The sequence below is a fragment of the Janthinobacterium sp. Bl 1 genome (assembly GCF_058215535.1).
The window spans coordinates 3,735,128-3,748,493 of record NZ_CM177086.1 but is presented as its reverse complement, the minus strand read 5'-3'; the positions used below and the strand labels follow the sequence as shown (position 1 = coordinate 3,748,493).

At 66.6% G+C, this 13,366-nt stretch carries 13 protein-coding genes; 3 read left to right on the top strand and 10 right to left on the bottom strand.

Translation table 11 applies throughout. The features are described from left to right. The first annotated feature begins 4 nt into the window (after positions 1-4). A complete protein-coding gene (locus AC4BCN_RS16755; protein WP_490491293.1) occupies positions 5-550 on the top strand; it encodes an RNA 2'-phosphotransferase in 546 nt (181 codons plus the stop codon). On the opposite strand, the gene AC4BCN_RS16750 is transcribed toward AC4BCN_RS16755, so the two are convergent. The 10 genes from AC4BCN_RS16750 to AC4BCN_RS16705 form a co-directional block, all read right to left on the bottom strand. Beyond that, entirely contained in the window at positions 551-1,765 is a 1,215-nt protein-coding gene (locus AC4BCN_RS16750; protein WP_490491292.1) for a PepSY-associated TM helix domain-containing protein, read from the bottom strand. Next, positions 1,765-4,227 (bottom strand): TonB-dependent siderophore receptor, encoded by a 2,463-nt coding sequence (locus tag AC4BCN_RS16745; protein ID WP_490491291.1) that lies wholly within the window; start codon positions 4,225-4,227, stop codon positions 1,765-1,767. Before AC4BCN_RS16745 ends, AC4BCN_RS16750 begins: the two co-directional genes overlap by 1 nt. Positions 4,228-4,320: 93 nt before the next feature. Further along, positions 4,321-5,316, bottom strand: a complete 996-nt coding sequence (locus tag AC4BCN_RS16740; RefSeq protein ID WP_490491290.1) for a FecR domain-containing protein — start codon at positions 5,314-5,316, stop codon at positions 4,321-4,323. Continuing rightward, the gene (locus AC4BCN_RS16735; RefSeq protein ID WP_070302608.1) at positions 5,313-5,822 is read right to left on the bottom strand and encodes a sigma-70 family RNA polymerase sigma factor; all 510 of its coding nucleotides are present in this window, start codon (positions 5,820-5,822) and stop codon (positions 5,313-5,315) included. Before AC4BCN_RS16735 ends, AC4BCN_RS16740 begins: the two co-directional genes overlap by 4 nt. 128 nt (positions 5,823-5,950) lie before the next feature. Further along, on the bottom strand, positions 5,951-7,153 hold the full coding sequence (locus AC4BCN_RS16730; protein ID WP_490491289.1) for a HupE/UreJ family protein: 1,203 nt from the start codon (positions 7,151-7,153) through the stop codon (positions 5,951-5,953). After that, entirely contained in the window at positions 7,150-8,361 is a 1,212-nt protein-coding gene (locus AC4BCN_RS16725; protein ID WP_490491288.1) for a tetratricopeptide repeat protein, read from the bottom strand. The genes AC4BCN_RS16730 and AC4BCN_RS16725 overlap by 4 nt, the downstream gene beginning before the upstream one ends. A gap of 66 nt (positions 8,362-8,427) precedes the next feature. Next, positions 8,428-8,676, bottom strand: a complete 249-nt coding sequence (locus AC4BCN_RS16720; RefSeq protein WP_128143105.1) for a hypothetical protein — start codon at positions 8,674-8,676, stop codon at positions 8,428-8,430. 13 nt (positions 8,677-8,689) lie between these two features. Further along, positions 8,690-10,189 carry a DUF4331 domain-containing protein gene (locus AC4BCN_RS16715; protein WP_081368009.1) on the bottom strand — a complete coding sequence of 500 codons (1,500 nt, stop codon included), beginning with the start codon at positions 10,187-10,189 and terminating at the stop codon, positions 8,690-8,692. Between the two features lie 375 nt (positions 10,190-10,564). Next, entirely contained in the window at positions 10,565-11,212 is a 648-nt protein-coding gene (locus tag AC4BCN_RS16710) for an NrsF family protein (RefSeq protein ID WP_490491287.1), read from the bottom strand. After that, positions 11,209-11,793, bottom strand: coding sequence for a sigma-70 family RNA polymerase sigma factor (locus tag AC4BCN_RS16705; RefSeq protein WP_456130796.1), 585 nt, complete (start codon positions 11,791-11,793; stop codon positions 11,209-11,211). Before AC4BCN_RS16705 ends, AC4BCN_RS16710 begins: the two co-directional genes overlap by 4 nt. 131 nt (positions 11,794-11,924) lie before the next feature. Here AC4BCN_RS16705 and AC4BCN_RS16700 point away from each other — a divergent pair, with 131 nt between their 5' ends. Then, positions 11,925-12,731: a DUF1223 domain-containing protein gene (locus tag AC4BCN_RS16700; RefSeq protein ID WP_490491286.1), complete on the top strand. Its 807-nt coding sequence runs from the start codon at positions 11,925-11,927 to the stop codon at positions 12,729-12,731. Next, a complete protein-coding gene (locus AC4BCN_RS16695; protein ID WP_490491285.1) occupies positions 12,731-13,327 on the top strand; it encodes a cytochrome b/b6 domain-containing protein in 597 nt (198 codons plus the stop codon). Before AC4BCN_RS16700 ends, AC4BCN_RS16695 begins: the two co-directional genes overlap by 1 nt. Positions 13,328-13,366 lie beyond the last annotated feature (39 nt).

The window sequence follows — 13,366 nt, the reverse complement described above, 5'->3', positions numbered from 1 at the left end:
CGGCATGACAGATCATTTGGTAAATACCAGCAAATTTCTTTCCCTCATACTGCGCCACGCGCCCGAAAAAATCGGCCTCGCGCTCGATCCCCAGGGCTGGGCCGACATCGGCCAGCTACTGGCGCTGGCGGCCCAACATGGCCACCGCCTTTCCCGTGAACAATTGGATGAGGTGGTGGCGCGCGACAGCAAGACGCGCTACGCGATCAGTGCCGACGGCTTGCGCATCCGTGCCAACCAGGGGCATTCGCTGTCCGCCGTCGATATCGGCTTGCCGCCGTCCACGCCGCCCGCCGTGCTGTACCACGGCACGGCCAGCCGCTTTGTCGAGGCGATCCGCGCCGGCGGTTTGTTGGCAGGCGCGCGCAACCACGTGCACCTGTCCAGTAATCGCGAAACGGCCGTGGCCGTCGGCGCGCGCCATGGCAAGCCCGTCGTGCTGACGGTGGATGCGGCCGCCATGCTGGCGCAGGGCCACGTGTTTTACGTGTCCGACAATGGCGTGTGGCTGACGCCGGCAGTGCCAGTGGCCTTCATCGGCTTTCCCTGACTAATGACTTAGCGCTTTGGCCCTGGCTTGCCCCTGACGCTTGCGGCGCCAGATCAGCACGCCCGTCACGCTCAGGCCCGCCACCAGCACGCCCATGGCGCAAATGAACAGTTTGAAAGGCCAGCCCCACATCGAGGCCATGTGCAGGGCGCTGATCCAGCTGCGGATGGTGTCGCCGCTCGCTGCACCCGTGGGTAGCCAGGTGGCCAGTTGCCGGCCGCTGGCCGCATCGAAAAAGACGGTGGTCAGGCCCTTGTGGGCGCGCACGTCGCGGCTGCTGCGCACGTTGTAGCTGTACACGCCCAGCGCGCGTTCGTAGGCCAGCGCGTTTTCCTCGATGATGGTGAATGCGTGCTGGCGCGCCAGCGCGTCCATCAGCTGGCGGCCCTGCGTACGCGCGGCGGGCCAGTCCAGCTGCGGCCCCGGCGACGGCGTGTGCCGCGCGACCACTTCCTCGGCACCCTGGTGGGCAAACAGCGGATGCATGACGGCCGCATAGGCGCCGTACAGATTGAAGGCGACGCCGCTCCACGCAAACACCAGCAACATGGCCCACAGCCACAGGCCGCCCGCGCGGTGCAGGTCGAACACCAGTTTATAGCTGCCGCCGTTGCGGCGCAGCAGCCATGACGGGCGCCAGCGCAGCAGCCACGGTTTCGTCCCCGGCGAGCGTTTTTTCAGGCGCGCGGGGAAGGTCAGGGCGGCGCCGATGAAGCAGTCGAGCGTCCACACGATGGCGATCAGGCCGAACATCAGCAAGCCCGTGTCGCCCAGCGCCAGCGCGTAATGCAGACGCTCGATGAAGGGCAGCAGGTTGATGGCACCCTCGCTGATTTCGCCCCAGCGGCGCTGGCCGAGGATCGCGCCCGTGTAGGGATCAACGAACACTTCGTTGCTGGCCAGCGGGGCGTCGTCGGGCTGGCGCAGGTAGAACACCATGCTGTGGCGGGCCGGCGCGGACAGCGGCGCGTAGCTGACCTGGGCCTGGGGAAAGCGCGTGGCGACGGACTCGCGCAGCAGCAGGGCGTCGAGCGGCGCCGCACCAGGCGTGGGCGGCGCCACGCGGAAGACGGCGGGCAGCATGGCCGCCTCCAGTTCATCCTTCCACGCGAGCGCGCTGCCCGTGACGCCAGCGACGATGAGGAAGCCGGCCATCAGCAGGCCGGCATAGCGGTGCAGCGCCGCCAGGACGGGGCGCATGTGCAGCGATGGCATCAGAAGCGGTACATGGCGCTGACGTTGGCCGTGCGCTCCGCATTGCGGTAGCACAGGTTGGGCAGGTAGCCGCAGTCATACAGGGTTTGCTTGTTCAGCACATTGTTGACGTTGAGGGCGAATTGCCACGGTCCGCGCGACACGCCCAGCGCCGCATCCCATTGCGTGATGCCGCCATTGCGGATGTTCAGGTTTTCGCCGTCGGAGTTCGAGCGCATGGCGCCGAGAAAACGCATGCCCAGCGCCGCATACGCGGGCAGGCTGCCGGCCAGCGTGAACGATTGGCGGGCCCAGGCCGAGGCGCTGTGGCGCGGCGCGCCCGCTTGCTGCAAACCCAGGTCGCCGTTATTGCTCTTTCTGACTTCCGTATCGAGGTAGGTGTATTGGGCGATCAGGCTCAGACGGCTGGCGAACTCCGTGCGCGCTTCCAGTTCCACGCCGCGCGACCTGACTTTGCCCGTTTGCTGCAGGCGACCCGGGTTGCCGATGTCGGACGTGGTGACGTTGTCGCGTACCAGGTCGAACACGGCCGCCGTGTAGCTGGCGCGCTGGCCCACGGGCTCGTAACGCACGCCCGCCTCGAACTGCTTGCCGCGCGACGGCTTCAAGGCGTCGCCGTTGGCCGTGATGCCCAGTTCGGGCGAGAACGAGGTGGCGTAGCTGACATACGGCGCCCAGCCGCCATCGAACAGGTAGACGGCGCCCACGCGGCCTGTGGTGGCCGATGGCGACTGGTGGAAGTCGGGTTTGATGGCGCCGCTATTAAGATCGGTGACGTCGCGCGACTGCGTGGCCTTGTCGCGGCGCAGGCCGGCCGTGACGACCCAGCGGTCCCATTTCAATTGATCCTGCGCGTACAGGCCCAGCTGGCGCGACGGCGCTTCGGCGCGCGTGGGCGCCTTGGCCGGCACCAGGGGCTGCTTGCCGTACACGGGCTGGTACAGGTCGATCGGCTCGATGAAGCCCCGCTGGTGGCGGTAGTCGTCCGTGTTGCGGATGTTCGCGTAGTCGACGCCCAGCAGCACCTGGTGCGTCAGGCCGCCCGTGGCAAACTTCGCCTGCAGCTGCGTGTCGGCGAACAGGCTTTTCGACGCCGTATCGACAGGCATGAAATAGCGCTCCACCGTGCCGTCGTCATTCAGGCCGCAGGGGAACATGTCCGTGCGGTCGTTTTTCAGGCGCGTGTAGCGCAGGTTCTGGCGCAGCGACCACGTATCGTTGAATGTGTGCTCGAACTCGTAGCCCAGCATGGTATTGCGGCGCTTGAAGCGGTTATCGTCGCCCATCAGGTTCACACTTGGGGCGACCTGGCCGCGCGGGCCAGGCACGAGCAGCTGGTTCGGAAACGCGTACTGCTGGTTGTCCTGCTCGTAGCGGGCCAGCAGGGTCAAACGCGTGGCGGGGCCTGCCTGCCAGGTAAGCGAAGGCGCGAAGTACAGGCGGTTGTCGCGGTCGCGGTCCAGCCGCGTATGGGCTTCGCGGCCCAGCATGACGACCCGGTAAGTCCAGGCGCCTGGCGCATCGAGCGCGCCGCCCACGTCGGCTTTCAGCTGGCGGCGCTGGTAGCTGCCATATTCAATTCCCACTTCGCGCACGGCATCCGCGCTGGGACGCTTGCTGACAGCGTTGACCATGCCGCCCGGCGGAATTTGCCCGTACAGCACGGACGCGGGGCCGCGCAGCACTTCCAGGCGTTCCAGTCCGTATGGCTCGATCGAGGCGCCAAAAGTGCGGCCCGAATTGCGCAAGCCATCTTGCAGGATGCCGTTCGTCTCGATGGTGAAGCCGCGCAGCAGCGAGGAATCGTCGCTGCCCAGCGGGCGCTGGTTCGGCGTCACGCCGGCCGTGTAGCGCAGGGTTTCGTCGAGCGATTCGGCATTGCGGTCGCTGATTTCATCGGCCGTGACCACCGACACGGATTGCGGGTTTTCATTCAGGGCCGTATCCGTCTTGGTGGCCGAGCCGGCGCGCCGCGCCACATAGCCGCGCACGGGACCCGTCGCCGTTTCGCGTTCGCTGCTGGCATTGATGGTGATGGCGGGCAGGGTGGCGCTGGCCTGGGCCGGCGTGGCTGCCGGCGCAGTCTCCGCCCGCAGCGCGTACGCGCCGTTGGCGCCCGCCACCACGCGCACGCCCTGGCCGCGCAGCAGTTCCTCGAAACCCTGACGCACCGTGTAGCTGCCCGCCAGGCCGCCGCTGCGCTTGCCCTGCAACAGGGCCGCGTCGGCCGACAGTTCGACGCCGGCCGCGCTGGCGAACGTGGTCAAGGCCCGTTCCAGCGGTCCGGCGGGGACCGCGTACTGGCGCTTCGCTTGCGTACTCTCTAACGTCTGCGCGTGGGCGGCAGGGGCCGTGACGGCGACGGCGCCCACGGCGGCGCCTGCGAGGAAGAGGGCCTGGATGGCGGCGGCGAGGGGGAACGGACGCAGTTTGTGCGCAGGTGCGGTCAGGCGAGGGGGCATGGTGCAAATCCTTGGAAAGTGGCGGGAAAAAATCGGTTCTTCCCGTATTCCGAACGAAAAGCCAAAACCCTCAACGTTTTTTCACTTATTTTTTCAGATGGCCTGGCGCGGCCCCACGCTGACCCAGTAGCGCGTGCGGTAAACCAGCTGCACGGGCAGGCTGGCGGCCAGGTTGGCCAGCGAGCGGTCCGTGTCGCGCAGCGAATACACGCCCGTCACGCGCAGGCCGGCGATCGATTCGTCGCAGCGCAGCACGCCGTGGCGGTAGCGCCCCAGCTCGGCCAGCAGCTCGTCCAGGGGCATGCGCTCGGCCACCAGGCTGCCATCGGTCCAGGCGGCGGCGCTGTTTTCGACGTTCGTCACATCTTGTACTTCCAGGCGCGTGTAGCCAGCCTGCTGGCCCGCCTGCAGGTGCAGCGAGGGGGCGCCGTCCTGCATCGGCTGCAGCGGCTGCAGGGCGACTGCCCCTTGGAACACGGCGACACGGCTGTCGCCGTCATCGAGGCGCACACTGAAGCGCGTGCCCAGCGCCGTGGCCGTGCCTTGCGGCGTTGCCACCAGCAGCGGACGGTAGACGGGCGCCGTTTCGTGCGCGCTGGTGACGAGGATGGCGCCCGCGTGCAGCACGATGCGCCGTTCATTGGCGCCGTAGCGCACGTCGATGGCGCTGGCCGTGTCGAGCACCACTTGCGTGCCGTCGGCCAGCACGATGGTGCGCGTCTCGCCGACCGACGTGCGGTAGTCGCTGGCGGCGCGCTGCCACAAGTCCGTTTCGTGCGCCAGCAGGGCCGTGCCCCCGCCCGCTGCGATCAGCCCCAGCAGTTGCAGGGCGCGCCGGCGGCCGGCGGCATGGCGCGGCGCCGGCGCCAGGGCGCTGCGCGCCACGTCGCGCGGCAAAGTGTCGAATTGCCGGGCGAAGCGCTGCAGCCGGGCCCAGGCCCGTTCGTGTTCGGGGTGGGCGGCGCGCCAGGCGGCGCAGGCGTCGGCATCGGCCGCGCTGGCGTCTTCCGCCCACAGCCGCGCCATCCACTCGGCGGCGCGCTGCAGCGCGGCGGGGGCGATGGGGGCGCTGTCCAGCTGGGAGCTCATGCGAATTGCGCCGCGCAGCAGGCCAGCAGCGCGCGGGCGATGTATTTTTCCACCGACGAGACGGAAACGTCCAGGCGCGCGGCGATGTCGGCGTAGCCCATGCCTTCGAGCTTGCACAGCAAGAAGGCGTCGCGCACTTTATGCGGCAGGCTGGCGAGGATAGCATCGATTTCCATCAGTGCCTCGACGATCAGCGCGCGCATTTCCGGCGTGGGTGCGGCCGCTTCCGGCTGCGCGGCGATGGCGTCCGCGTAGGCTGATTCGATATGCCGGCGGCGGAACAGGTCGACCACGAGGCCATTGGCGATCTGCGCCAGGTGCTGGCGTGATTCGTCGCGTCCGGGCGCGCGGCCCCGCGCGAGGATGCGCAGATACGTGTCGTGCGCCAGGTCGGCCGCATCGAAGGCGTTGCCCAGCTTGCGGCGCAGCCAGCCCTGCAGCCAGCCGTGGTGGTCGCTGTAGAGCACTTCGATTTGCCGGTGCAGTTCCAGTTCGGGGCGTAGCATGCAACCTTTCCATGCCATGGTCCGCGGACAAACAGGCCTTGATGCGATTGAGAATTGTTCGTATTGTAGCCCGGTTGTGCGCGCTTGTGGCCGGCTTGTGGCCGGCTAGTGGCTGTCCAACAACGCCATCAGCTTGAAATCAGCTTGATGTCGACCACTCTCTCCACCAGCCAGACGGCCGCCACCAGGGCGATGGCCAGCGAGCCGACGGTCAGCACTTGCCGGTACAGCCACGTCTTGCGCAGCAGCCAGGCAGCGGGCAGGAACGCGGCGACGATGGCCAGCTGGCCCAGTTCCACGCCCACGTTGAAGCCCAGCAGGCTGGCCAGCAAGGAACCCTGCGGCAAGCCCAGGTCGCGCAGCACGCTGGCAAAGCCGAAGCCGTGGATCAGGCCAAAGACGAAGGCGGCCACGGGGCGCTTGCCGCGGAACAGCGGCAGCAGGTTGTTCAGCGCGGCCAGGATCACGGAGGCGGCGATCGCCGATTCCACCCAGCGCGATGGCAGCGAGATGAGCGACAGGCTGGCCAGGGTCAGGGTGATGGAATGGGCGAGTGTGAAGGCGGTGACGACTTTGAAAACGTCAAAAAATGCGCATCTCAACACCCAGATCGAGGTCTGGGGTCGGACCCTCAGGGTCCGACCCCGGCTCTCTTCTGCGCGTTGCAACGGATTCTGAAGCGCGTTTGTGCTTGTCGACTGGTATACTTCAGGCAGCAGCACGGCCGGCAGCAGCAAGGACAGCAAAAACAAAATATGGTCGTAGCCGATCCAGATATGCCAGACGCCGTGTTTCACGTACGCGCCGAACTGCGCCAGGCGGTCGGGCGCGGCCAGGGAAAGCGTCTGGCGCGGGCTGTCCGGGTCGAAGATGGCCGTTTGTGTATTGCCACCGCTATCGATTTTGACGAGTCCCTTGTGCTGCGGATCGAGGTCGGCGAACAAGGTGTAGCCGATGGCGAGACTGGCAGGGGCGGCGCCGGGGCAGCTGGCCTGGAAGCGCAGCACGCTGTAGGCGCCGTCCGTATGGTTGTCGATCAGCTGTTCGACGGCTTTCAAGGGGCACGCGCCCTGGTCGCTGGCCACTTGCAGACGCTGCAGCGCGTACGCGGCGATGGCCTCGTGGCGCGCGCGGATTTCATCCCAGGTCAGGGCGCCGTCGCCGTTGCCATCGAGGCCGATGGCGAAATCGAGGTCGCGCAGGGCGATATCCCATTGTCCTTCGATCTGCTGGCCGTGGACCTCCAGGCTCAGGTAACTGTCGCTGGGCTTGTGGGCTTGTGCGGGAGAGAGCCAGGCGCACAGCAGCAGGATGAACAGGTATCGCTTCACAGTACACCTGCCTTCTTCGCAGCACTGATTTTTGCGCCATCCTGTGGCCCCAGCTGCCTGACGAGGCGCTGCAAGGCCACGTCTTCCACGCCATTGGCCGCGATCCAGGCCAGCACGGGCTGTGCCGCCGTATAGTTGCGTGCGGCCAGCGATGCTTCCAGCAAGATGCGCATGTCGGGGACTTCCTTCTGGATGGCCCAGTTTTTCTGCGCCAGTTGCAGGGCGGCGGGAATATCCTGCTGCAAAAGCAGGGCGAAGCGGGCCTGTTCGCGCTGGTGCACGGTGTCGCCGCGCTGCATGGCGGCGTTGAAGCGGGCCGCCAGTTCCGCTTTTGCCGCCAGGAAGGCGGGCTGCTGGCCGGACAGCGCCTGCAGGGCCAGCGCGTAGCGCAGCAGCAGGGCATCGATGCGCTGCTGCTCTTTCAGCAGCTTGGCGACTTCCTGCGGGCGCTGCCGGTCGAGCAGGAAATCCGCGTAGGCGCCCAGCAGATAGCTGTCGCGCGGCTGCCGCGCCAGCGCCTTGGTGTAGCGGGCCTCGGCCAGCGCCCACTCTCCGCGCCGGGTGGCCATTTCCGCCAGCAGGGTTGCGGCCCAGCTTTCCAGTTCGGGCGCCGCGCCGGCGCTACGCTGCAAGGTCAGGTCCAGCAAGCGCTCGCTGGCGGCGGCGCGGCCCGTGACGCTGGCGATGTTGGCAAGGCAGGTGACGGTGACGAGCTGCGTTGTCAAGGCCGACAGCCGGGCGCAGCTGGCCGTCGCCTTCGCGTAGTCGCCCTGCACGGTGAGCACCGTGGCGCGCGTCAGCCACGCTTGCCCGTTGGCCGGCTCCTGCGCGATGACGGCGTCGAGATCCTGCAGCGCGGGGCCGAAATGGTGGGTGCTTTGCAAAATGGTGGCGCGCAGCAGGCGCACGGGGACGGGCGGCGCCGCTTGCCGCCACCACGGCGCCAGCGCCGCTTGCGCGTAGCCCAGGTAGCGCGGATCCGTGTCGCTGCGCGCCAGGGCAATGTAGCGCTGCGCCAGGCCGCTGGCCAGGGCCAGGTCTTGTGGTTTGGCGTCGAGTTGCTGGCGCAGGCCGCGCAGGGCCAGCTGCGTGGCGTCGGCGCGGCGCGGCAGCTGCTCGATGACGGCGCTGCCATCTTTTGGCGTGTAGGGCGCGGCCCATGCCAGCAAGGGCAAACAGGCGCACAGCAGGGAAATCGGTGTTTTCATCGTGGACGCCATCGACGGGAATGGGTACAGGCGCCGGGGAGCTGACTCCCCGGCGCCCGATGGGGCTTACAGAGGCACCGGCTCCGTATTGTCCGGAGACGTCGCCATGATGGCGTCAATGCCGACGCCATCCTTGTCATCGCTGGTGGTCAGGATGACGTTGCTGACGGCCACATAAAATGCGTCAAGCAGGACGACGGGCGGAGGATTGACGCCGCCGTCGCCATTATCGCCACCGTGGCTGCTACCGCCGCCACCGCAGCCGGCCAGCAGGGCCGTGAGCGCCAGGGCGCCGCATACATAGAGCTTTTTCATCGCGTTCTCCTGGTTACAGCTGCGGCGAACCGGCCACGGGATTTTTCAGGTAGGGGAAGCCTGCCGTGAACGACGTTTCGTCGAGGAAGGCGCCATCCGTGAAGTGCAAGCCGCCGGCGGGAGCGTCGGCCGGGGCGCAGCCGATGTTCAGGGTGCACAGCTTGCCCATGGCCACGCGCAGGACCACGTCGACCACGTCGTCGCCGGGGCGGCGGCCGTTCGGGAAGCCCGCGTTATCGCCGCCGATGACGCCGAGGCGGTTCTGCGCACCGACGTTGGTGGCGGCGATGGACGTATTCAGGCGCAGCATTTCCGATGCCGTCACGGTAACGGGCTGGTTCACGCCCTTGATGCCCGTCAAAAAGGTGGCGACCAGGTCGTTGCGGGGGAAGTTGGTGGGTGCCTTGGCGCCGGCCGAGCCGTAGAGCACTTCCACCAGGGCTGGCGCTGTCGGGTTGGTGACATAGTCGGCAAATTGCGCGTCGCCCGATGGCTTGCTGGCGTTGAAGCGGTCCTTGTCCTTCAGGCCGATCACCAGTTCATTTACCAGCGGCATGCCCAGGCGCGACACTTGTACCCACGCGCCGCCTTCCTTCGACGCCGCGGTGGCCGTGCCGGGAGCAGGATTCAGCAAACGTCCCTGGCGCAGGCTGGCCGTGGTCCAGCCGCCGATGACGGGGTCGGCGCCGGCCGTCAGGCAGGCGGTCGGCACTTCCATCTCGATGGCCGTGACGTTTTTCTTGGCCAGGTCATCCTTGGCGGCCGATTCCGCATTCGCGGCAAACTCCGTGGCCGGCGCTTTGATGTTGATCAAGTCGAACGTTTCGCCCAAGTTCACGACGAACGGGTCCTTGCGCTGGCCGACGAACAGGCGCGCCGGCGTGGCGCAGCCGGGAATGTTGACGGCGTACACATGCTGCGCGGCATACGCGGCGTAATTGGGGATGGCCTTGTTGCCGATATTGTCGACGGGCTTGTCGAAGGTCGTGCCGCCGCCCGTGGCATTCGTGACGCTGCTGCGCGTGCCCGTGCGGCGGTCGCCCCGCACCACCGTCACGCTGTAGGTTTCGCGTACGTTCAGGCCGGCCGGGTTGACGGAATCGATGGCGCCGCCATTGATGACGAGCGGAATCGAGACCTTCTTGCCGCCCACGGTGAATTGGCCATCCTTGATGGTGTTGGTGAAACGGAACTGGAAGGTGAGGTCTTCCTTGCCGTCGCCATTGTTGTCGATATGGATTTCGTACAGCGCGTTCGGGTCCATGGCGAAGTAATTCGGCCCGCCGTAGGCGTCCTGCAGGGGGATATAGTCGGCCACCAGCGTGGTGTAGGCACCGCGCCCCGTTTCATAGCTGCGGAACATATAGAAGTCGGTGGCGTCGACCTTGGGGTTTTGCGTGATGAACGGCGCTTCGCGGTGGCTGGAGGCAAAGGCCGATGGCGTGATCGCCAAGGCCAGCAGGTTGCCCAGGAGGGCGGCGCCCAGTGCGGTTTTCGAGTGTAACAATGACATGTCGATTCTCCCTGATTGTTATGTGCATACGTAGGACTAGCGGGAATTACGGGGCTGCATCAGTTGTACGGGGCGCCAGCACGATCGGATTCATTTCTTGCAAATTATTTTTAGGCAGCGGAATGAACGGCCGTCGATCGTCAGGGGGCTGGCGCACGAGGTCGAATCTACGTGCTTATTACACGTCAGTAAGAAAAAATATTTTGTGGACAAGAACAGACAGCGGCGCCAGTGATGGCGATAGCATGTTGCTCTATGTCAAGGCGTATGTGAAGGCGGGCAGGGGGCGCGTGGGAATGCGTGAGTATGCGGATATGGAGACGATAGACGCTCGAAACCCGCTTGACCGGCGTCCCGCTTGCGGGGAGAGTGTGCTTACCAGGCCAGCACTTTGGGGCCGATGGCCGCGCCGATGGCAGTTGGCACCAGCATGCCCAGCACGTACCAGAAACCGACGAAACTGGCGGCCAGCTCGGGGCAGTGCAGGCAGTACACGAGGGCCGCCATGGCTCCGGCGGCAAACCCGGCGGCAGCGCCGGCCAGGCGCAGGCGCGTGGGCGCCAGCTGGCGCATCAGGCGCAGCACGGCGGCCAGGATCGGCAGCGACAGCAGGGCGATCAGCAAGGGACAGCTGCGCCAGGTGGCGCCCCAGAACAGCTCGGCGCGTTGTTCGGGCAGGGCTGCCTGCAGGATGATGGCGCCCAGCGCCCACATCAGCAGCAGCGGCATGGCGAGCAGCAGGGGCAGGGCGCGCGTGGCGGCGCCCGGCACGCACAGGCGGCGGCTGACGTGCCAGGCCGCCAGGCAGAGGCAGACGACAAAGCCCACCTTGATCCAGAAATCGGGCAGCTGGGCCAGCTGTTCCAGGTTGGGCCGCACGCCCAGCAGCATGGCCATCAGCGTCACGCTGGCCAGCAGCCCGGCGCCCAAGGTGGACGCGGCGCGCCAGTGCGTGCCCGGCGGCGGCGCGGCGGCCACGTCGGGGCCGTTGGCCAGCATGGCGATCAAGTCATCGGTTTTCATGGTGTCGTTATCCTCAAGTTGGCTGCCAGTGCTTTCAAGCCGCGATGTACGGCCACTTTGACGCTGGCTTCCGAAATCCGCATGGCGGCTGCCGTGTCGCGCACGGACCAGCCATCGAGCTTGGTATGCACGATGGCGTCGCGCTGTTGCGCCGGCAAGGTGGCCAGCAGCTTGCCCAGGTCGCGGCTGGCTTCGGCCGCCTCGGCATCGGCGCTGGAAAACAGTTCCTGCGCGCTATCTTCTTCGTCATATGGCAAGTGCTGCGCCTCGCGCCGCCCATGCCGGCGCAGCCAGTCGATCAATTTATAGCGCGCAATCGCATGAATCCACGACGTCAGCGGCACGCCCGTATCGTACGTCAGGCGCTGGTTGTGGATGGCCAGCAGGCACTCCTGCACCAGGTCTTCCACCTCGTCCGGCCAGCGCAGCAGGCGGCGCCGGAAAAACGCGCGCAAGTGCTGGCTGCTTGCCTGCAAAAAACTGCGGTAGGCCGCCGCATCGCCATCGAGCCCGCGCAGCATCAAGCCATGCAGCCGCAATTCCGTGCCATGCAGGTGTTCGCTTACAGGTATTCGTTGCATGCAGGCCTTTGGTGACAGGCGTTGGAAAAAATAAATTCAAAAAATAATGGAGGGTGGCTGTAACCAATCCGCGGCATGCGGCGAATTGACAGGCAAGCACGCTTCTTAATTCAATATACCGGGTAACGACCATGGACATCAAGCACCGCCTCGCAACACTGCTTTTACCCGTACTGAGCATGACTGTGGCCGCCCCGGCCATGGCGCAGATGGCTGTCGGCCAGCGCTGCGCCGTGCAAAGCGGGCCGCAGACGGCGGCGCTGGTGGAGCTCTACAGCAGCGAAGGCTGCTCCAGCTGCCCGCCCGCCGACCAGCGCCTGAGCGCCTTGCGCAAGGAAGCGGGAGCGGCCAGCCTGATCGTGCCGCTGGCCTTGCACGTCACCTACTGGGACCAGATCGGCTGGACGGATCCGCTGGCGCAGGCGCAATTCGATGCGCGCCAGGCCGAATTGCTGCGCCACCAGCCGCGCCACGTGGCCTACACGCCGCAGTTCTTCGTCGGCGGCACGGAATTGCGCAGATGGGATACGCAACTGCCGGCCGCCATCCGCCGCATCAACGCCACCGCCGCGCCCGTCAACATCGGCCTGTCCGCCACGCCGGGGCCAGGTGGGAAACTGGTGCTTGAAGCCAATGCCAGCGCGCCGGACGCACAGACGCGCGGCCAGCTGTACGTGGCCATCAGCGAAAGCGCCATCGTGTCCAAAGTGCTGCGCGGCGAAAACCGCGGCGCCACCCTGCATCACGACGCGGCCGTGCGCCTGTGGCTGGGACCGGTTGCGCTGGCGCAAGGCCGTGCCCAGCTGCGTCGTGAAGTCAAGCTGCCCGCTAGCTGGCGCCCGGAGCAGCTGCAAGTGGTGGCCTTCGTGCAGCGCAGCGACAGCAGCGCCATCCTGCAAGCCGTCAGCACGGCATCCTGCGCGAAGGGAGCGATGTGATGAACGGACAAGCAAGCGTGATCCACCCAGCCTGGCTGCGCATCACGCACTGGCTCAATGCCGTGGCCATCGTCGTGCTGGCCACCAGCGGCTGGCGCATCTATAACGCGGCGCCATTCTTCCCGTTCGAACTGCCGCGCGCCCTGACCCTGGGAGGCTGGCTCGGCGGCGCCCTGCAGTGGCATTTCGCCGCCATGTGGCTGCTGGTGGCCAATGGCTTGCTGTATCTGATCATCAATATCGTCTCGGGACGCTTGCGGCGCCAGTTCTTTCCCCTGTCGCCGCGTTTGCTGCTGGCCGATTTCATGGCCGCGCTGAAGGGCAAGCTGGCCCATGCGGACCCGCGCCACTACAACATGGTGCAGCGCGCCGCCTACCTGTTCGTCATGCTCGACTGCATCGTGCTGGTGCTGTCCGGCCTGGTGCTGTGGAAATCCGTGCAATTTCCCCTGCTGCGCGAGCTGATGGGCGGCTACGAGAGCGCGCGCAGGGTCCACTTCATGGCCATGGCACTGCTGACAGGCTTTGTCGGCGTGCACCTGCTGATGGTGGCGCTGGTGCCGCGGACCCTCGTCGCCATGCTGCGCGGCCGCTAAGGAGATGAGCATGAAAAAAACCATCATCGTGCAAGAGCA